General features: G+C 73.5%; 15 protein-coding genes. 10 read left to right on the forward strand and 5 right to left on the reverse strand.

The features are described from left to right. Positions 1-2 precede the first annotated feature (2 nt). A complete protein-coding gene (locus tag J0910_RS01795; protein ID WP_420156756.1) occupies positions 3-1,319 on the forward strand; it encodes an MFS transporter in 1,317 nt (438 codons plus the stop codon). A gap of 175 nt (positions 1,320-1,494) precedes the next feature. Here the strand turns inward: J0910_RS01795 and J0910_RS01800 are convergent, their stop codons facing one another. Beyond that, complete coding sequence (locus tag J0910_RS01800) at positions 1,495-2,991, reverse strand: CCA tRNA nucleotidyltransferase (protein ID WP_420156757.1); 1,497 nt, start codon at positions 2,989-2,991, stop codon at positions 1,495-1,497. A 230-nt stretch (positions 2,992-3,221) separates the two neighbouring features. On the opposite strand from J0910_RS01800, the gene J0910_RS01805 reads away from it, so the two are divergent. The 9 genes from J0910_RS01805 to J0910_RS01845 all read left to right on the forward strand — a co-directional run bounded on the left by J0910_RS01805 (position 3,222) and on the right by J0910_RS01845 (position 15,488). After that, complete coding sequence (locus J0910_RS01805; RefSeq protein ID WP_420156758.1) at positions 3,222-5,459, forward strand: DUF6049 family protein; 2,238 nt, start codon at positions 3,222-3,224, stop codon at positions 5,457-5,459. Between the two features lie 55 nt (positions 5,460-5,514). Further along, positions 5,515-7,203 (forward strand): murein biosynthesis integral membrane protein MurJ, encoded by a 1,689-nt coding sequence (gene murJ, locus J0910_RS01810; protein WP_420156759.1) that lies wholly within the window; start codon positions 5,515-5,517, stop codon positions 7,201-7,203. A 189-nt stretch (positions 7,204-7,392) separates the two neighbouring features. Further along, positions 7,393-9,228, forward strand: coding sequence for a murein biosynthesis integral membrane protein MurJ (gene murJ, locus J0910_RS01815; protein ID WP_420156760.1), 1,836 nt, complete (start codon positions 7,393-7,395; stop codon positions 9,226-9,228). A 270-nt stretch (positions 9,229-9,498) separates the two neighbouring features. After that, positions 9,499-11,040, forward strand: coding sequence for a protein kinase family protein (locus J0910_RS01820; protein ID WP_420156761.1), 1,542 nt, complete (start codon positions 9,499-9,501; stop codon positions 11,038-11,040). A gap of 8 nt (positions 11,041-11,048) precedes the next feature. Then, positions 11,049-11,675: an RNA polymerase sigma factor SigM gene (gene sigM / locus J0910_RS01825; RefSeq protein WP_420156762.1), complete on the forward strand. Its 627-nt coding sequence runs from the start codon at positions 11,049-11,051 to the stop codon at positions 11,673-11,675. Then, the gene (locus J0910_RS01830) at positions 11,672-12,610 is read left to right on the forward strand and encodes an anti-sigma factor family protein (RefSeq protein ID WP_420156763.1); all 939 of its coding nucleotides are present in this window, start codon (positions 11,672-11,674) and stop codon (positions 12,608-12,610) included. Before sigM ends, J0910_RS01830 begins: the two co-directional genes overlap by 4 nt. A gap of 185 nt (positions 12,611-12,795) precedes the next feature. Next, on the forward strand, positions 12,796-13,734 hold the full coding sequence (gene trxB / locus J0910_RS01835; protein ID WP_420156764.1) for a thioredoxin-disulfide reductase: 939 nt from the start codon (positions 12,796-12,798) through the stop codon (positions 13,732-13,734). Positions 13,735-13,812: 78 nt separating this feature from the next. Then, on the forward strand, positions 13,813-14,148 hold the full coding sequence (trxA, locus tag J0910_RS01840) for a thioredoxin (protein WP_420156765.1): 336 nt from the start codon (positions 13,813-13,815) through the stop codon (positions 14,146-14,148). A 338-nt stretch (positions 14,149-14,486) separates the two neighbouring features. After that, the gene (locus tag J0910_RS01845) at positions 14,487-15,488 is read left to right on the forward strand and encodes an ArsR/SmtB family transcription factor (protein WP_420156766.1); all 1,002 of its coding nucleotides are present in this window, start codon (positions 14,487-14,489) and stop codon (positions 15,486-15,488) included. A gap of 396 nt (positions 15,489-15,884) precedes the next feature. Here J0910_RS01845 and J0910_RS01850 read toward each other — a convergent pair whose 3' ends face one another. The 4 genes from J0910_RS01850 to rsmG form a co-directional block, all read right to left on the reverse strand. Further along, positions 15,885-17,018, reverse strand: a complete 1,134-nt coding sequence (locus J0910_RS01850) for a peptidoglycan recognition protein family protein (RefSeq protein ID WP_420156767.1) — start codon at positions 17,016-17,018, stop codon at positions 15,885-15,887. 210 nt (positions 17,019-17,228) lie between these two features. Further along, complete coding sequence (locus tag J0910_RS01855) at positions 17,229-18,194, reverse strand: ParB/RepB/Spo0J family partition protein (protein WP_420156768.1); 966 nt, start codon at positions 18,192-18,194, stop codon at positions 17,229-17,231. Between the two features lie 40 nt (positions 18,195-18,234). Next, a complete protein-coding gene (locus J0910_RS01860) occupies positions 18,235-19,065 on the reverse strand; it encodes a ParA family protein (RefSeq protein ID WP_420161864.1) in 831 nt (276 codons plus the stop codon). A 116-nt stretch (positions 19,066-19,181) separates the two neighbouring features. Continuing rightward, positions 19,182-19,895 (reverse strand): 16S rRNA (guanine(527)-N(7))-methyltransferase RsmG, encoded by a 714-nt coding sequence (gene rsmG, locus J0910_RS01865; RefSeq protein ID WP_420156769.1) that lies wholly within the window; start codon positions 19,893-19,895, stop codon positions 19,182-19,184. Positions 19,896-19,924 lie beyond the last annotated feature (29 nt).

The raw sequence follows: 19,924 nt of genomic DNA on the forward strand, positions 1-19,924 counted from the left end.
CCGTGCCCTTCTTCGGTGATCTGCGGACCGTGCTGCGCGGACCCCGCTTCCGCCGGCTCTTCGGCACCCGCCTGGTCTCGCAGTTCGCCGACGGCGTCTACCAGGCGGGGCTGGCCGGCTACGTCTTCTTCAACCCCGAGCAGCACACCGCGGCCGGCGACGTCGCCGCCGCGTTCGCGGTGCTGCTGCTGCCGTTCTCGGTGGTCGGCCCGTTCGCCGGGGTGCTCATCGACCGCTGGTCCCGCCGCCAGGTGCTGCTGGTCTCGGCGCTGGCGAAGGCGGTGCTGGCCGGGCTGACCGGGGTGCTGGTGGCGGCCGGCGCCGACGGCGCGGCGTTCCTCGCCGCGGCGCTGGTGCTGCTCAGCGTCAACCGGTTCTTCCTGGCCGGGCTCTCCGCGGCGCTGCCGCACGTGGTCCCGGCCGACCGGCTGATGATGGCCAACGCGGTGACCCCCACCTGCGGTACCGCGGCGAGCTTCCTCGGCGCCGGGGTCGGCGCCGGGCTGCGGCTGGCCGGCGGGGACGGCGCGCCCGGCACCGCGGCGGTGCTGCTCGGCGCCGGGGTGTTCTTCGCCGCCGCGGGGGCGGTCGCGCTCACCCTGGGCCGGCGCGAGCTCGGCCCGGACCTGGAGGAGGCGCCGCCGCGGGTCCGCGAGGCGGTGCGCGGGGTGCTCTCCGGGCTGGCCGACGGGGCGCGGCACATCCGGTCCCGGCGCCCGGCCCGGTACGGGCTGGCCACCATCGGCGGGCACCGCTTCCTCTTCGGCGTCTCCACCCTGATGACGCTGCTGCTGTACAACAACACCTTCACCGCCGGCGGGGCGGCCGGGTTCGCCGGGTTCTCCGCGGCGCTGGCGGCCTCGGGGGCCGGCTTCCTCGCCGGCGCGGTGGCCACCCCCTGGGCGACCGCGCGGATGTCGCCCGGGAACTGGATCGCGCTGCTGCTGGGCTGCGGGGCCGCGGTGCTGCTCGTGTTCGGCCTGCCGTTCTCCCCGGTGCTGTTCCCGGCCGCCGCGTTCGGCCTGGGGGTGGTCTCCCAGGGCGTCAAGGTCACCGTGGACACGCTGGTCCAGCGGCACATCGACGACGCCTACCGGGGCCGGGTGTTCTCCGTCTACGACATGCTGTTCAACGCCTGCTTCGCCGCGGCGGCCGCGGTGGCCGCGGTGGCCGTGCCGCCCTCCGGGGCGAGCGCCGCGGTGCTCTGCTGCATGGCCGCGGGCTACGCCGCGATGGCGGCCAGCTGGGCGGTGTACGCCCGCCGGGGCGGCGCCTCCGGGGTCCCCGGGCCCGCCGGGGCCGGCCGCCGGGCGCGCTGAGGTCCGGCACCGGTCCGGCGAACGGGGCGCGCGGCCGGCCCTCCTCCGCCGGCGGGGCCGGGCGGCGGCGGCTCGGGGCCGGCGGCGAGCACCCCGCGGTGCGGTCCGGTGGCGCCGCCCGCCGGAGAGCGCGCCCGGCGGCCGGACCGGGGCCGCTCGCCCCCGCCGGGGGCGGTCACCCCTCCGGGGCCCCGATGCCCTGCGCGGCCGCCCAGGCGCGCAGCTCCGCCTCGGCCGCCTCGGCGCCCATCGGGCCGTTCTCCAGGCGCAGTTCGAGCAGGAACCGGTAGGCCTTGCCGACCAGCGGCCCCGGCCCGATGCCCAGGATCCGCTGGATCTCGTTGCCGTCCAGGTCCGGCCGGATGCTGTTCAGCTCCTCCTCTTCGGAGAGCCGCTCGATCCGGCGCTCGATGTCGTCGTAGGAGCGGCTCAGCGCGGCCGCCTTGCGCCGGTTCCGGGTGGTGCAGTCCGCCCGGGTCAGCACGTGCAGCCGCTGCAGCAGGTGGCCGGCGTCGCGGGCGTAGCGGCGCACCGCGGAGTCGGTCCACTCCCCCTTGCCGTAGCCGTGGAAGCGCAGGTGCAGCGCGACCAGCTTGCCGACGTCGGCGACCACGTCCTTGGGGAAGCGCAGCGCGCTCAGCCGGTTCTTGCTCATCGAGGCGCCGACCACCTCGTGGTGGTGGAAGGTGACCCGGCCGCCCGACTCGAACGCCCGGGTCTTCGGCTTGCCGATGTCGTGCAGCAGCGCGGCCAGCCGCAGCACCAGGTCGGGCTGCATCCCGCGGGCCCGCTCCAGGTCGATCGCCTGGTCCAGCACGGTCAGCGAGTGCTCGTAGACGTCCTTGTGCCGGTGGTGCTCGTCGATCTCCAGGCGGAGCCTGGGGACCTCCGGGAGCACGTGCGGCGCCACCCCCAGCTCCACCATCCGCTCGATGCCGGTCCGCGGCGCCGGGCTGAGCATGAGCTTGGTGAGCTCGTCGCGGATCCGCTCGGCGGAGACGATCGAGAGCCGGTCGGCCATCTCCCGCGCGGCCTCGCGGACCTCCGGGACCGGTTCGAAGCCGAGCTGGGCGGCGAACCGGACCGCGCGCATGATGCGCAGCGGGTCGTCGCCGAAGGAGTCCTCCGGCCGGCCCGGGGTGCGCAGCCGCCGGCCCCCGAGGTCCTCCAGCCCGCCGAACGGGTCGACGAACGACCGGTCCGGCAGCCGCACCGCCATGGCGTTCACCGTGAAGTCGCGGCGCCTCAGGTCCTCGGTGAGCGAGGTGCCGTAGTCCACCTCCGGCTTGCGCGACTTGGGCGAGTAGGACTCGCTGCGGTAGGTGGTGATCTCCAGCTGCAGGCCGTCCTTGCGCAGCCCGACGGTGCCGAAGTCGATGCCGACGGTCCACACCGCGTCGGCCCAGCCGTCCACCAGCTCCAGGATCCGCTGCGGGACCGCGTCGGTGGTCAGGTCGAAGTCGTGCACCTCCCGGCCGAGCAGTGCGTCCCGCACCGGGCCGCCGACCAGGGCCAGCTCGTGGCCGGCCGCGGCGAACCGCTCCCCCACCTCCCGGGCGACCCGGTCGATGGAGGCGAAGACGCCGGCGACGGCGTCCCGCTGCTCGGCGGTCAGCTCGGACGGCGCCCGCTCGGGACGCGGGTTCTCACCTGGAAGCGCAGTGTTCGGCACAGCACCCGAGGGTAAGTGGCCTTCCCCCGCGGTGCGAATCGGCGCCCCTCCCCGCGGCCCCGCCGTTGCACTTCGGGACCGGCCCCGCGAGAAGGTATCGTCAACTCCATCGGCATGACCGGACCGCTCCCTCGCGGCGGCGCCGCGTGCCCGATCGAACCGGCCACGGCGTCAGCGTTGCGCGGCACCCCCGCCCGGCCACCGTCAAACCCGACTGGAAACCTTCTGGCGTGCGTCGATTTGCTCACCTGGGCGCGGTCGTGGCCACGACCGCGATCCTGATCCCGGCACTGGCCGCCTTCTCCCCTGTCCGGACCCCGTCGGCGGCTCCGGCCGAGACCGATCCCGATGAGGCGCCGCTCGTCATCGACGCCATCACCCCCGAGGCGGTGGAGCCGGACAGCACCCTGCGCATCACCGGGGAGATCACCAACACCACCGGGGCGGCCCTGGACGACCTGGCGATCCGGTTCCGCTACTCCGGCTACCCCTTCCACCAGCGCGCCCAGCTCGCCGAGTTCGGCGAGGGCCGGGGGGACGGCCAGACCCCCGCGCGCGGCCCCTCGGTGGACGTCGACGCCCCCCTGGAGCCGGGCGAGAGCGCCGCCTTCACCCTCAAGGTCAAGGCCGGGAAGCTCGGCCTGGACGGCTTCGGGGTGTACCCGATGGCGGTGGAGGCGCTGGAGGGCGGCTCGGAGATCGCGACGGTCCGCAGCTTCCTGCCCTACGAGGGCGAGAAGGCCCCCTCCCCCGTCGACATGGCCTGGGTCTGGCCGCTGATGGACTACCCCCGGCGCACCGACGACGACACCTTCCTCAGCACCGACCTGGCGGCCAGCGTCGGACCGAACGGGCGGCTGGGCCGGCTGCTCGCCGCCGGCGCCCAGGACGACTCCCTCACCCTGGACCCGGGCGAGGCGGCCGACCCCCAGGAGACCCCCGAGCCGGAGGAGAGCGAGTCCGCCCGGGACACCACCTCGGCCCCGGCCTCCGACGGCGCCGACCGCGTCCCGGTCACCTGGGCGGTGGACCCCGGGCTGCTCTCCGACATCGAGCGGCTGGCCGCCGGCCCGCACCAGGTGCTGGAGGACCCCGCGGCCGCCGGCGACGCCCTGGAGCCCCCCGCGCAGACCCACGAGGCCGACCCCGCCGCCCGGGTCTGGCTGGACGGCGCCGCCTCCGCCCTGGAGAGCGGGCACGTCATCGCCACCCCCTACGCGAACCCCGACGTCTCCGCGCTGCTCGCCGCCGACCTCGGCGCCGACCTGGACGCCTCGGTCTCCCTCGGCCGGGACGCCCTCGCCTCCGCGCTGGGCATCGAGGCCGACGGCGCCTACGCGCTGCCCCCCGGCGGCCTGGTCGACAAGGCCACCCTGGACTTCTACGCCGAGCAGGGCGCCACCCGGTTCCTCGTCTCCGACACCCAGATGCCCCGCCGGCCCTGGGTCGAGCACACCCCGGACGCCGGCGCCGAACTGCCCGCCGGCGGCTCCGGCGAGAGCACCGCCCTGGTGGTGGACAGCGGGATCACCGACGCGCTGGGCCAGCCCAGCCGGGACCCCGGCGAGGCGGCCCTGGCCCGGCAGCGGTTCATCGCCGAGACCGCGATGATCAGCGGCGAGCACACCGGCGGCGACCGCACCGTGGTCGCCATGCCGCCGGCCACCTGGAACCCCGACCCGGAGTTCGCCCGCTCCGCGCTGGCCGCCTCCGAGGAGCTGCCCTGGGTGGACGCGGTCGAGCTGGGCGACGTCGAGCCGCCCTCCGGCGACCCCGAGCGCCAGGAGCCCTCCGGCGGGGCGGTGAAGAAGGCCCGGCTGGACGGCGACCACCTGGACGCGGTGAAGGACATCCGCGGCTCGGTCCGGCTGTTCAACAGCATCCTGGTGGAGGACGTCGACCCGTTCCGCACCGCCGTGCTGCGCGCCGAGTCCGCGGCCTGGCGGGAGGAGGAGAGCCGCCGCCCGCTCTCGGTGCGGCTCGTCGGCAGCGCCGTCCAGGCCGGCCTGGGCAAGGTGCGCATCATCCCCACCGAGCCGGTCACCCTGGCCAGCAAGACCGGCACCATCGGCGTCATCATCGCCAACGACCTGGAGGACGAGGACCTGGCGGTCCAGGTCAAGCTCTCCATGTTCTCGGAGAACCCCGAGCGGATGAGCATCGGCGACTACACCGACGAGATGGAGATCGGCCCGGGCCGCAAGACGACCGTGTACGTGCCGCTGAACGCGCGGATCAACGGCCGCACCATGCTCTACCTGAGCCTGCAGAACTCCATGGGCGAACCGGTCTCCAGCGAGGAGACCCTCACCTCGGTGAACGCCACCGGCCTGGGCAACCAGGCCATGATCATCAGCGGCATCGGCGCACTGGTCCTGGTGGTCGCGCTCACCCCGCGGGCGCTGCGCAAGTGGGCCCGCAAGCGCGCCGCGGCCCAGGGCGGACCGGCCGGCGGCGAGGACGGCTGAGGCGCGCCCGCCTCCCGTCCGCCAGCGAGCACCACCAGCGAAGGGAGCCTGCCCGGTGGCAACCGACACCGTCGACGGCAGCGACGACAGCGCGAAGAGCGACCCCGGTTCCGGCGGCGGATCCGGGGGCGGCGCCATGCGCTCCAGCGCCATCATGGCCGTCGGGACCATGGCCTCCCGGATCACCGGCTTCGTGCGGACCATCGTGCTCGCCGCGGCCCTGGGCACCCAGCTCCTCGGCGACGCCTACAACACCGCCAACACCATCCCGTTCATCATCAACGACCTGCTGATCCAGGGGCTGATGGCGAGCGTCATCATCCCGTTCCTGGTGAAGCGGCGGAAGGCCGACGCCGACGGCGGCAAGGCCACCGAGGACCGGCTGTTCACCGCCGCGGTGGTGCTGCTGCTCGCGGTGAGCCTCACCGCGATGGCCGCCGCCCAGTGGCTGCTGGCCCTGTACGCCGGCGGGTTCACCGACGAGCAGATGCAGGTCTCGGTCTACCTGGCCCGGTTCCTGCTGGCGCAGATCTTCTTCGTCGGCCTCAGCGGCCTGATCAGCGCGATGCTCAACACCCGGGACCGGTTCGGCGCGCCGGTGTGGGCGCCGGTGCTGAACAACCTGGTCATCATCGCGGTCGGCGCCGCGTTCATCCTGGTCGCGGCGCCCGGCCGCACCCCGGAGAACATCACCTCCGGGGAGCTGACCCTGCTCGGCCTGGGCACCACCTGCGGCATGGTCGCCCAGACCGTCGCGCTGGTGGTCTCGCTGTGGCGGACCGGCTTCCGCTGGCGGCCCCGGCTCGACCTGCGCGGCTCCGGCCTGGGCGAGGCGCTGCGCACCGCGGGCTGGATGTTCCTCTACACCTGCACCACCCAGGTGGGCTTCCTGATCACCACCAACATCGCCAACCGGGCCGGCAGCCAGAGCGTGGAGCAGGGCTACGGGGTCGGCGCCGGCCTGACCGCCTACAACTACGCCTACCAGCTCTTCCAGCTGCCGTACGCGATCATCGCGGTCTCGCTGATCACCGTGCTGCTGCCGCGGATGAGCGCGCACGCCCACGACGGCCTCTGGCACGAGGTGCGCGACGGCTTCTCCCGGACCCTCCGGGTCTCCTCGCTGTTCCTGGTGCCGCTGGCGCTGGCCATGGCGGTCTATGCGGTGCAGCTCTCCGTGGTGGTGTTCGCCCGCGGCTCCACCTCCGTCGCCGACGCGCACAACATCGGCGTGGTGCTCGCGGTGATGTCGCTCGGCCTGGTGCCGTTCACCGTCTTCCAGCTGATGCTGCGGGTCTTCTACGCGATGGGCGACACCCGCACCCCGGCGATGATCAGCATCGCCAACGTCGCGGTGCACGGCGTGCTGGCGGTCTCCTCCTCGCTGCTGCTGCCGCCGAACCAGGTGGTGGTCGGCGTCGCCGCCGGGTTCATGCTCTCCTACGTCTCCGGGCTGGTCATCGCGGGGACGATCCTCAGCGCCCGGCTCGGAGGGCTTGACGGCCGGCGCATCCTGGGCACATTGTTCCGCCTGCACCTGGCGTCGCTGCCCAGCGTCGCCGCCGCGATCGGCGTGCTCTGGCTGTTCACCCGCTGGTTCGGCTCCGGGCTCCTCACCGACCTGGGCGCCCCCGCCGCCGGCTGCCTGATCGGCGCCCTGCTGTTCCTGCTCTTCGCCCGGCTGCTGCGGGTCCAGGAGCTGCAGTCCGCCATCGGGCTGGTCCGCTCCCGGCTGCGGCGCTGACCGGGCGGGCGCGGCCGGAGCCGACCGGAACCGGCCGCGCCCGCCCCGGGGCGCGCGCCCGCCCGGCCCGCACCCGTATCCTCTACTCTCCGCCCGCCGACGCCCCGGCCTCCGGCGCCCCCGTCTCCCTGTCACCCGGGACGCGGGCCGCGGCCCGGGACCCGCTCCCGATCACGATTGCGCTCCCCCGTGGCCAAGGACCAGACCGACAGCGAGAACGGCCCGCGCTCGCGCCTCCTCATGCCCGAGGAGGTCCTCGACTCGATCGAGCGCTCCGAACCGGACGACCGCCCCGAGCCCGGCCTGACCACGGTCCGGGACCCCGCCGAGATCGGCGACCTGGGCACCGCGGACCGGGCCGGCGAGGAGGGCGACGAGATCGGCGGTGCCGCGCACAGCGCACCGTCCGACCTGATGCGCTCCAGCGCCGTCATGGCCGTCGGCACGGTCTTCTCCCGGCTCACCGGCTTCGGGCGGACGCTGGTGCTCGCCGCGGCGCTGGGCACCCAGCTCCTCGGCGACGCCTACCAGACCGCGAACATGGTGCCGTTCGCCGTCTACGACCTGCTCATCGGCGGCCTGCTGGCCAGCGTCTTCGTGCCGTTCCTGGTGAAGCGGCGGAAGGCCGACGCCGACGGCGGCGACGCCACCGAGCAGCGGCTGTTCACCGCGATGCTGCTGGCGCTCTTCGCCATCACCCTGGCCGCGATCGCGGCCGCGGAGTGGCTGATCCGGATCTACGCCGGCGAGTTCACCGCCCCCCAGCACGAGGTCGCGGTCTACCTGGCCCGGTTCCTGCTGGCGCAGATCTTCTTCATCGGCGCCAGCGGCATCGCCAGCTCCATGCTGAACGCGCGGAACCGGTTCGCCGCGCCGATGTGGACCCCGGTGCTGCAGAACCTGGTGATCATCGGGGTCGGCCTGCTGTTCCTGGGCACCGCCGGATCGGGCGGCACCCCGGAGAGCGTCACCGAGGCCCAGCTCACCCTGCTCGGGGCCGGCACCGCCGCGGGGCAGGTGCTGCAGACCGCGATCCTCGGCTGGTCGCTGTGGCGGGCCGGGTTCCGCTGGCGCCCCCGGCTCGACCTGCGCGGCGCCGGACTGGGCGAGCCGGTGCGCACCGCGGGCTGGATGATGCTCTACATCGGCATCGTCCAGGCCGGCCTGCTGGTGACCACCAACGTCGCCACCCGGGCCGGGGTGCGCGCGGCCGAGGCCGGCGAGTCGCTGGCCGGCGCGGGCATCACCGCCTACCAGTACGCCTCGCTGATCTACCAGCTGCCGTACGCGATCATCGCGGTGTCGGTGATCACCGCACTGCTGCCGCGGATGAGCGGGCACGTCGCCGAGGGCCGCAAGGACCTGGTCCGGCTCGACTTCTCCCGCGGGTTCCGGCTCTCCTCGGTGCTGCTGGTGCCGATCTCGGTGGCGATGGTCGTCTACGCCGTCCCGTTCTGCGTGCTGCTGTACGCGCGCGGCAGCACCTCGGTGCAGGACGCGCAGAGCATCGGGATGATCCTGATGGCGTTCTCGGTGATGCTCATCCCGTTCACCCTGTTCCAGCTCCAGCAGCGGGTGTTCTACGCGCTCGGGGACACCCGCACGCCGTCGCTGATCGCGATCCCCGCCGAGCTGGCGCACGCGGGGCTCGCCGTCGCGCTGCTGTTCCTCGCCCCGCCGCACCTGATCGTGGTGCTGCTCCCGGTCGCCTACGGCATGTACTACATCGTCGGCTCGCTGATCGCCTGGCGGATGCTGTCCCGGCGGCTCAACGGGCTGGACGGCCGGCGGACGCTCCGCACCCTGCTGCGGCTCTACGCCGCGGCGCTGCCCAGTGCGGTCTTCGCGGTCGCGATGGTCTTCACCTTCGGCCTGCTGCCCGGGACCTACCTGCCCTCTGTGCTGGCCATCGCGGTGGGCGGCGCGGTGGGCGCGGCGATGTTCGTTCTGGTCGCCCAGCGCCTCGGGGTGACAGAAGTCACAACTTTCTTCGGTATGGTACGAACCCGCCTACTCCGTCGCTGATCACCCGGACGACGTCACGGCGCGTAAGCAGAGGAAGGAGGGTGAAGTGCGGCGAGTGCGGTGTACTTGTCCTCCTGGGGCGTCGCCCGAGCGTCCTAGCATGGAACAGCAGTTCTCCCCCTCCGCACCCGAGTATGACCGAGCTGCCCGAAGGGAGGTCAGGGACAGCCGACATGGCCGGCCCCAGCGCCGAGACCGCACCGGCGCCCCCGCGCCCGTCCCGCTGGTCCCCCGGTCGTCGTGTCCGTCACTCCCGGAATGAGCACATCAATGATCGAGCCGGGCGCACGGCTCGCAGGCCGCTACCGCCTTGACGAACTGGTGAGCGAATCCGAAGGCGCAGCCTTCTGGAAGGCCACCGATGAGACCCTCGCCCGGCTGGTCGCCGTGTGGACCTTCGCCGAAGGCTTCCCCCGCACCGCCGAGGCGGTGCGCGCCGCACGCGCCACCAGCCGGATCGCCGATTCCCGGGTCACCCAGGTCTTCGACGCCGACGACTCCGGCGCGACCCCGTACGTGGTCGAGGAGTGGGTCGTCGGCCAGTCGCTGACCGACCTGCTCAGGCAGGGCCCGCTGGAGCCGGACCGGGCCGCGGGCCTGGTCGCCGAGGCCGCCGAGACGCTGGCCACCGCCAACGCCACCGGCCTGTTCCACCTCAACCTCACGCCGGACAAGCTCATCTGGAGCGTCGGCGGCGCGGTGAAGCTGACCGGCATCGGTGTGGACGCCGCGCTCCGCGGCATCAGCACCGAGCAGCCGGCCCTCACCGACGCCCAGGGGCTGGGCAGGCTGCTCTACGCCGCCCTCACCGGGTACTGGCCCGGGCCGGCCGGCGTGGACCTGCCGCCCGCGCCGCTGGTCGACGGCTCCCCCCGCCGCCCCACCCTGGTACGGCCGGGGATCCCGCCCCGCTACGACGAGCTCGTCGGCCGGGCCGCCTTCCAGGCCCCGGTCGGCCCCGGCCCGGTCGGCAGCGCGCGCGAGGTCGCCGAGGCCCTGGCCGACGTTCCGCGCCTGGTGCCGATCCCGGTCTCGCCGGCGCACGCCCCGGCGGCCCCGCCGCCCGAGCGCGGCACCTCGCGCGACTCCGGCCAGTTCCCGTCCTCCCCGTCCCGGCAGTACTCCGGCGGCGGCTCCGGAGGGCGCGGCCACGGCCGGCGCGCGGCCGCCGAACCGCCCGCAGGGCGCCGCGAGGAGCGCTCCCGCGTCCTCCCCCGGGCGCTGATGGGCGTCGCCGCGCTGGTCGTCTTCGTCGGCGTGGTGGTCGGTGCCTGGCACGTGGGCAGCTCGATGAGCGGCTCCGGCACCGAGGGCACCGAGACCGGCGGCAGCCAGCAGGCCTCCGGGGACGACCCCGCGGACGATGCGGAGCTGGAGGCCCTCGCCCCGGACGGGGCCGACGTCTACGACGAGAGCGGAGACGGCGACCACGCGGACAAGGCCGGCCTGGCCATCGACGGCGACGCCTCCACCGCCTGGAAGACCTCCACCTACCAGGGGCCCGATTTCGGCAAGCTCAAGCCCGGCATCGGCCTCGTCCTCGACATGGGCGGCAGCGTCGAGGTGCACCAGGCCGACCTGAACCTCGGCGGCGGAGGCCACGAGGTGGAGATCCTCGTCGGCGACTCGGCCGGGCGGGACTCGATGACCGTGGCCGGAAAGGCGTCCGGCGCCACCGGGGAGACCAGCATCGAACTGGACGACCCGGCCAAAGGTCGCTATGTGCTCATATGGTTCACTGACATCCCCCAGGTCGACGGCGGCGGATGGCGGGGGAGCGTCAACGAAGTAGAGCTGCACGGGAAAACGTGACGAGGCTGATGGACGCAGTCCAGGAGCTCCCGGACAAGGAGCTGTTGTCCCGACACGCTCGCGGCGACGACCAGGCCTTCAACGAACTGGTCCGTCGGCACCGCGAGCGCATGTGGGCTGTCGCCGTCCGGGTCCTCGGCGACCCCGAAGAGGCCTCCGACGCGCTCCAGGACGCGTTCCTGTCCGCCTTCCGCGCCGCCGGCCGGTTCCGCGGCGAGGCCCAGGTGAGCACCTGGCTGCACCGGATCGTGGTGAACGCCTGCCACGACCGGATGCGCCGGCGCATGGTCCGCCCCGCGGTGCCCACCGACGACGCCACCCTGGACGTGCTCTCCAACGAGCGGGCCAAGGCCACCGCGAGCACACCGGACTCCAGCGGCCGCAGCGACTCGGCGATGGACGTGCGGGCCGCCCTGGACAAGATCCCGGACGAGCAGCGGATGGCCCTCGTCCTGGTGGACATGATGGGCTACCGGGTCGACGAGGCCGCCGGGATCCTCGACGTGGCACCGGGAACGGTGAAGAGCAGGTGCGCCCGGGGACGGGCGAGACTCCTGCCATATCTCGCCCATCTCAGGAACCCTGAACGCCCCCGAGACGTCACATCTCCGAGAGGAGGTGACGGGAGATCGTGACGTCTCATGTGGACGCGGAGACTCTCGCCCTATCGGCCGAAGGGCTGCTCGACGGCGACGACGAGTCCTCCGTCCGGGCCCACGTGGCCGAGTGCGCCGACTGCGCCGCACGGCGGGAGGCGCTCAGCGAGGTTTCCCTGGCCCTCTCCGAGGCGCCCGTGCCGCCGCTCCCCGACTCCGTCGCCCGGAGACTGGACGAAGTGATCGGCGCCGAGGCCGAGCGGCGCCGGGCCGAGGGCGACGCCTACCCGGCTCAGGACGAGGGCGACCCCGACGACACCGCGACGCAGCTGCGCCGCGCACGGGCGCGGGCCCGCGCGGCCGCCCCCGGCACCGCCGAGTCGAACGTGGTCCCGTTCCGCCCCCGGCGCACCGGGCGCTGGCTGCCCTACATCGCCGCCGCGGCCGCGGCGGTCTTCGTGGCCGGCGCCGGCGCCGCGGTGATGCGCGGCTTCCTCAGCGGCCCCGCGTCCGACGGCGCGGCCGCGCCCCGGTCCGAGCCCGGCGGCCCCGCGGCGATCCAGTCCTACCGGCCGCTGACCGCCGAGAGCGGCACCTCCTACACCGAGACCGGGCTCGCGGCCCAGGCCGGGCGGGTGCTCGCCGACGCCGGGCCGCACGTCGGCTCGGGCACCGGCGCTGAGAGCCCGCAGGAGGGCGGGCGGATCGGGACCCTTCCCGCCGCCCAGCCGCCGCCCGCCGAGCTCTCCTCGTGCATCACAGGGCTCTCGGCGGCCTCCGAGGACGACGAGCACCCCCCGGACCTGGTCGACGTGGCCGAGTACGCGGCCGCAGGGGCCCCGCCGGCCCCCGCCTGGGTGATGTACTACCCGGCCGAGGGCGGCACCGTCGAGGTCGAGGTGGTCTCCGCCGAGTGCTCCGAGGGGAGCGCCTCCTCCTCGGTGCTCGCCCGGACGACCGTCGACGCGCCCTGACCGGGGCGCCGCGCCGGCGGCCCCGGTCCGGTCCGCCCGGTTCCCTCCCGGGTGCCCGCGCAGGTCACACGGCGGCCCGGCCGCAGCGGGAATGGCCCGCCCCTACCATCTGTTGGTAGTGAACGACCTGCCAGAGGGCCGCCCCGCTCGGGCGGCCCCCAGTGCCGACTGAAGGGCCGACGAGCGTGAGCGACGTCCGCAACGTAATCATCATCGGATCCGGGCCCGCGGGGTACACGGCCGCGGTCTACGCGGCCCGCGCCAACCTGGCCCCCCTGGTGTTCGAGGGCTCGATCACCGCGGGCGGTGCGCTCATGAACACCACCGAGGTGGACAACTTCCCCGGGTTCCCCGACGGCGTCATGGGGCCCGACCTCATGGACAACATGCGCAAGCAGGCCGAGCGGTTCGGCGCCGAGCTGGTCGCCGACGACGTGACCGAGGTCGACCTCGCGGCCGAGCCCAAGGTGGTCAAGGTCGGCGACGAGGTGCACCGCGCCAAGAGCGTCATCATCGCGACCGGCTCCGGCTACCGGGAGCTCGGCGTCCCCGGCGAGAAGGAGTTCTCCGGCCGGGGCACCTCCTGGTGCGCCACCTGCGACGGCTTCTTCTTCCGCGACCAGGACATCGTCGTGGTCGGCGGCGGCGACACCGCCATGGAGGAGGCCACCTTCCTCACCCGGTTCGCCAAGTCGGTGACCGTCGTGCACCGCCGCGACGAGCTGCGCGCCAGCAAGATCATGCAGCAGCGCGCGTTCGACAACGAGAAGATCCGCTTCGTGTGGAACTCCGAGGTGCTCGAGGTCCTCGGCGACAGCAAGGTGACCGGGGTGCGGCTGCGCGACCGGGTCAGCGGCGAGGAGAGCAAGCTGGACGTCACCGGCGTGTTCGTCGCGATCGGCCACGACCCGCGGGTGGAGCTCTTCACCGGCCAGCTCGACCTCGACGAGGAGGGCTACCTCTCGGTCGAGCACCCCACCACCAAGACGAAGATCCCCGGCGTCTTCGCCTGCGGCGACGTCGTGGACCACATCTACCGCCAGGCCATCACCGCCGCCGGCACCGGCAGCTCCGCCGCGCTGGACGCCGAGCGGTACCTGGAGGCCCTGAAGGACCGCGCCTGACCGGCGCCGCTCCGGACAGCGCCGCACCGCCCTGAGCGGCACCGAGCAGAAGTCTTCCCGATCCGAGGAGTGAACCCCGTGTCCGACGTCAAGTCCACGATCAAGAAGGTCACCGACAAGACCTTCGTCGCCGAGGTGCTGCAGAGCGACAAGCCGGTACTGGTCGACTTCTGGGCCGAGTGGTGCGGCCCGTGCCGCCAGGTCGCCCCGATCCTGGAGGAGATCGCCGCCGAGTACGGCGACAAGATCAGCATCGTCAAGCTCAACATCGACCAGGAGCCGGAGACCACCCGTGAGTACGGGATCATGCAGATCCCGACCATGAACGTCTTCCAGGGCGGCAAGGTCGCCAAGCAGATCATGGGCGCCAAGCCCAAGCGCCTGCTCCTCAAGGACCTCGAAGAGTTCATCTGATCCGCGCACGCGGAGGCAGGGCCGCGGCCCCCGGGGACGGTTCCCCGGGGGCCGCCGCTCTTTCCGGGGCCGCTGCGGAGGCGCCCGCGGCGGATGAGGCGGATCCGGCGGGCGGCCGCCCGCCGGCCCCCCGCACGCCTTCCGGCTGCGCCGCGGAAAGCGCCGGCCCCCAGGGGCCGCCTTCAGGGACGGCCCTCCGGTGAAACCGGCGGCCGCCGGTCGGCGTCTTACCGGGCGGAGGAGAACCGCGGACCTGCCCCGCCGCGGGCGGCCCCGCCACCGCGGCGGTCGAGGGCTCCACCAGGAATGCCGATCCCCCAGGAGACGCCCCGAGCACGATGCTGCGCATCCACTTCACCGACGCGGACCTCGCCCGGACCACCCTCGCCGACTCCCCCGACCCCCTCTGGGAACTCGTGATGAGCCTGCACCGGCTGCAGACCCGCCAGGGCCGCGCCAAGGTCGCCGACTGGCACACCGCGGCCCGGCGCGACCTGGCCGCCTCCGGACTCGCCGCCGACGTGAAGAACCGGCTCATTCCGATCGCCCCCCGCTCCCGCTACTTCCCCGACTTCCTCACCCCGGCCGAGGCCGCCGGCGGCCTCGACGCGGGCCTGGACGCGATCGCCGCCCTGCCCCGCCGCGAGCTCGACCACCAGCTCGGCCGGGTCGCCGCGCACAGCGGCCGGCTCCCGGGCTGGGCCCGTGCGCTGGGCGAGGGCGAGCCCCGCGCCCGGCGCGAACTCCTCGGCCTGCTCCGCGGCTACCACCGCACCGTGCTGGAGCCCCGGTGGGAGCGGATCACCGCCGACGCCGACGCCGACCGGGCGGTGCGCGCCCGCGCCGTGCTCAGCGGCGGGACGGCGGGCCTGCTGCGCAGCTTCGCGCCGATGATGCGCTGGGAGCCGCCGGTCCTGCACGTCGCCTACATCGGGGGCGGCGACATCGACATGCACCTGCAAGGCCGCGGCCTCCGCCTGATCCCCTCCTACTTCTGCTGGCTGAAACCGGTCGCGCTGGCCGACCACGATCTCCCGCCGGTCCTGGTCTATCCGCTGCACAACGGGGTGTCCCGCCCGTCCGCTCTCGGCCCCGGCCGGGCCGAGGAGGCGCTCGGCGCGCTGCTCGGCACCACCCGTGCGGCGATACTGTTCGCGGTGGCCGACGGCGCGACCACCGGGGAGCTGGCCGCTCGGCTGTCGATCTCCCCTGCCGCCGCCAGCCACCACACCCGGGTGCTGCGCGACGCCGGGCTGATCGTGAGCACCCGCGAACGCAACCGGGTACTGCACACCCTCACCGGCGCCGGGGCGGGCCTGCTCTCATCGCCCTCCGGCTGAACGGGCGGAGCCGGCCGGGAGCGCCCCTCTTTCACCGCCCCCGGCCGACTCCGGCGCACCGGGCTCGCAAGCCCGTCCTCCGCGAGCCCGACGCTCCGGGAAAGCCGCCTCCATAGTGCAGACCGGTGCCACCGCACCGCCAGGTCCTTCGAGCCTGATCGAAAAACCCTGCTCAGACCGGTTCAGGCCGGAGCGGCTCACCCCGGGTCGGTTCAGTCCAGGTCGGTTCAGTCCGGGTCGGTTCAGGGGCGGTCGGCATCCCCGCCGGTTCCGCGGGTGTGCGCGGTTCCGGCGGGGATGCTCTGCTCACGCGGGGACATCCGGCTCACGCAGCGGCGGTGCCGCGAATCAGCCGGTACGGCGGAACGCCTCGCCGACGCTCTCTCCGGCGATGTTTCACGTGAAACCGAGTGGGTCCGCTACCCGCTTGCGGATCTCCCCGAACCGCGCTGCGAAGGCGTCACCCGGGCAGGCGGTGTCGCCCCAGTCCCGGTGCATGGCCACCGCATCCGCGGTCCGCTCCGTCCCGGTCACCGGGTTGACGTACTTCACCTTGGCTCCGGGGTCGACCCCGGTCAGCAGCGCCAGGGTGCGCAGCACCCGCACCAAGCGGTCCCGGGCCGCACGGCTCGGCTGCTCCGAGGTGTAGTCGCCGAGCATGCAGATCCCGATGTTCCCGGAGTTGTAGCCGACGGCGTGCGCCGCGGTCACCGACTTCGCGGCGCCCGGGATCGGCGGCGCTTGGAAGACCGGAACCGTCCCGCCGGCCACCCGCCCCTCGTACACCGTTCCCTCCGGGTCGATGAGCAGGTGGTAGCCGATGTCGCCCCAGCCGTTCTCCACCGTGTGCAGCCGGTAGATCGCCCGCATCGTCTCCCGGGGGTCCTCGGCCACCGGCATCGCCGCGTGGTGCACGGTGAAGACCTGCACCGGGGAGTACTCCCGCGGCCAGCTCTCCGAGCCGTCCTCGCCGTACCGGAGCGACTCGTCCGCCCCCCAGCCGGCCCGGGTCACGTAGCGGAGCGGCGGCAGCTCCTCCGCGGCACCCTCCGTGGAGAGAATCCCTTCGGCCTCGCCGCGCATCTGCACCCGCTCCCCCTCCCTGGTGTCGATGGCGGCCGTCTGCACCGTGCTCCCTCCGGGGGCCTCCACCTCGTAGCCGACCGCGCCCTCCGGCGCCGGCAGCACCCTGCCGTCGCTCCCGCCGGAGTCCGGTCCGTGGCCGCCGGGCCGGACCGCCTGCCACGGCCCCGGCCCGTCGGCGGTGAGGAAGCGGACCTGGATCCTCTCCCCTCCCGCTCCCTCCGGTACGAACGCGACGTGGTCGAAGGGGCCGTCCGGGCGGACCGCCTTCCCCGCTTCTGCCGCGAGGCGGGCCACCCGGGTGCGCGGCGTCCCGGCCCCGCTCGACGCGCCGGTGGCGGTGGCCGCGACCGGGGCCGGCTCCCGGAGCACCCCTCCCAGCAGGCCGGCACCGACGAGCGCCCCCAGTGCCCCCACGCCGGTGAGCACGAAATCCCTTCTGCGCACCTTCTCCCCTTCCTCTCCGTACAGCGCTTCTCCGTACAGCGCTTCTCTGTACAGCGACGCCCGGCCCGCCGACGAACGGCAGGCCGGGCGTTCAGGAGAGTCTAGGGACGGGGGTGGCGGCTGCGCAGTCCTTTTCTCCGGTAGTCCGCACCCCGGTGAGTCGCGCCCGGTGCCCCGGGTCCAGGCGGCTCGCCCGGACGGGGCGGGGTCTCAGTTCTCCGGGGCCATCGCCGTGATGATCCGCTGCAGATCCTCCTGGGTGGCGAACTCGACCACGATCTTGCCCTTGTTCCGGCCCATGTTGACCTTGACCCGGGTGTCGAAGCGGTCGGAGAGCCGACTGGCGATCTCCTCGATCTCCGGGCTGGGCTCCGCCTTCTTCGGGGCGGCCCGCCGGGGGCGGGACGGCTCCTCGCCGGTCTCCCCCAGCGCGATGATCTCCTCCAGGGCGCGGACGGAGAGGCCCTCCTCCACGATCCGGCGGGCCAGGCGGTCCTGGGTCTCGGAGTCCTCCACCGAGAGCAGCGCCCGGGCATGCCCCGCGCTGATCACCGACGCGGCCACCCGGCGCTGGACCGCCGGGGAGAGGTTGAGCAGCCGGAGGGTGTTGGTGATGTGCGGGCGGGAGCGGCCGATCCGCCGGGCCAGCTCCTCGTGGGTGGCCCCGAAGTCGTCCAGCAGCTGCCGGTAGGCGGCCGCCTCCTCCAGCGGGTCGAGCTGCTGCCGGTGCAGGTTCTCCAGCAGGGCGTCGCGGAGCAGGTCGTCGTCGCCGGTCTCCCGGACGATGGCCGGGATCCGGTCCAGGCCGGCCTCCTTGCTGGCCCGCCAGCGCCGCTCCCCCATGATGAGCTCGTAGCGCTCCGGCCCCAGTCTGCGCACCACCACCGGCTGCAGCAGCCCCACCTCGACGATCGAGGCGCGCAGCTCGTCCAGCGCCTCCTCGTCGAAGTGCTTGCGGGGCTGGCGCGGGTTGGGCGCGACCGAGTCGACCGCGACCTCCTCCAGGTAGGCCCCGCCCACCATCTGCTGCGGACCGCCGTCCGGCACCGGGGCGGAGGGGTCGCGCCCGTTGCCCTGGGCGCCGCCGACGGCGCCGTCCGTCGTCTGAGTGGCCACCGGCCCCTGCGGTATGAGGGCACCCAGCCCCTTGCCGAGGCCGCGCCGCTGCTGGCTCACCGACGTCTCCTTTCAGGTCCCGTCATCCGAGTCCGTACTCTCACAGCCCGGTACCCGTCTCGGCCCGGTAGGCGATCTCGCGGGATGCCTCCATGTAGGCGACGGCACCGGTGGATCCCGGGTCGTAGGTCATCACGGACTGCCCGTAGCTCGGCGCCTCCGAAACCCGGACGCTGCGCGGCACCAGTGTCTTCAGCACCAGATCCCCGAAGTGCTGGCGGACCTCGTCGGCCACCTGGGAGGCGAGCCGGGTCCGACCGTCGTACATCGTCAGCACGATGGTGGAGATGGCGAGTGAGGGGTTGAGGTGCGACTTGACCAGATCCACGTTGCGCAGCAGCTGGCCGAGCCCTTCCAGAGCGTAGTACTCGCACTGGATCGGGATCATCACCTCTTCGCAGGCGACCATCGCGTTGACGGTGAGCAGGCCCAGCGAGGGCGGGCAGTCGATGAGGATGTAGTCGAGCTCGTCGGTGTCGTAGGCGGCGAACGCCCGCTTCAACCTGGACTCCCGTGCGACCAGGGAGACCAGCTCGATCTCGGCGCCGGCCAGATCGATGGTGGCCGGCACGCACCACAGGCCGTCGATCCCGGGAACCGGCTGCGCCAGGTCCCGCAGTTCTTCGTCTTCCACAAGGCAGTGGTAGATGGACCTGGAATTCCCGCCCCGCTCCATGCCGAGGGCGGTGGAGGCGTTGCCCTGGGGGTCCAGATCCACGACGAGCACCCGGTTGCCGTGCATCGCCAGCGCGACCGCGATGTTGACGGTCGTCGTGGTCTTACCGACGCCGCCCTTCTGGTTCGCGACGCTGATCACCCGGCAGGATCGGGGGCGGGGCCAGTCCTCTTCACCCTGCCCCCGGACCGACATGGCGGCTCGCGCCGCACGCGCTATCGGGGTGTCCAAGGGGATGTCGTCGTAGTCGGCCCTGGTTTCACGTGAAACATCGATGCCGCCGTCGGAGTGGTTCTCGGGCACGAATGAGTTCACCTCTTCCGTCCGCGCTTCTTCCTTCCACCCGCGGCCCGTCGCGACCGAGACGGGGCGGGGCGATCGATCTCAGACGTCACCGTGACGCGAACGACCGTGGTAGCTGGATCGACCTTACCCTCACCCACCCGGATCACATCTGCAACGCTGGCGCGTAGTTTCGACAAATCCGCGCGGGCGGCCTCCAGTTCGCTCTCCGCCTGCTCACCCTTGAGCGCCAGCAGCGCGCCGTCCTTCCGGAGCAGCGGCAGCGCCCAGCCGGCCAGTCTGGCCAGCGGCGCGACCGCTCGCGCGGTCACCACGTCGGCCCGGAGCTCCTTCTGCTCTTCGGCCCGGCCGCGGACCACCCGCACGTTGGGCAGTTCGAGCAGTTCCACCGCCTCCCGGAGGAAGACGGTGCGGCGCAGCAGCGGCTCCAGCAGCGTCACCTCCAGGTCCGGGCGGAGGATACCCACCGCGATCCCCGGCAGGCCCGCCCCGGAACCGATGTCCACGACATCTGCCCCGGCCGGGATGATCTCCTCGACCACCGCACAGTTGAGAATGTGCCGCTCCCACAGCCGGGGGACCTCGCGCGGCCCGATCAGGCCGCGCTCCACCCCCGCCCCGGCGAGGAGGTCTGCGAAGCGGCTGGCCACGGGAAGACTGTCACCGAACAGCGCGACCGCCGACTCGGGCGGCGCCACACGCCGGTCAGCACCCGAGGTCATCTGTCACCACCTTGGTCTCTTGGTTGATT

Source organism: Nocardiopsis oceanisediminis (assembly GCF_048595525.1).
Classification (GTDB): Bacteria; Actinomycetota; Actinomycetes; order Streptosporangiales; family Streptosporangiaceae; genus Nocardiopsis_A; species Nocardiopsis_A oceanisediminis.

Bases quoted from the DNA above. Each gene is read 5' to 3' on its own strand.
- J0910_RS01820 (WP_420156761.1), top strand. From the start codon at position 9,499: ATGATCGAGCCGGGCGCACGGCTCGCAGGCCGCTACCGCCTTGACGAA.
- sigM (WP_420156762.1), top strand. From the start codon at position 11,049: ATGGACGCAGTCCAGGAGCTCCCGGACAAGGAGCTGTTGTCCCGACAC.
- J0910_RS01845 (WP_420156766.1), top strand. From the start codon at position 14,487: ATGCTGCGCATCCACTTCACCGACGCGGACCTCGCCCGGACCACCCTC.
- J0910_RS01860 (WP_420161864.1), bottom strand. From the start codon at position 19,065: ATGTCGGTCCGGGGGCAGGGTGAAGAGGACTGGCCCCGCCCCCGATCC.
- rsmG (WP_420156769.1), bottom strand. From the start codon at position 19,895: ATGACCTCGGGTGCTGACCGGCGTGTGGCGCCGCCCGAGTCGGCGGTC.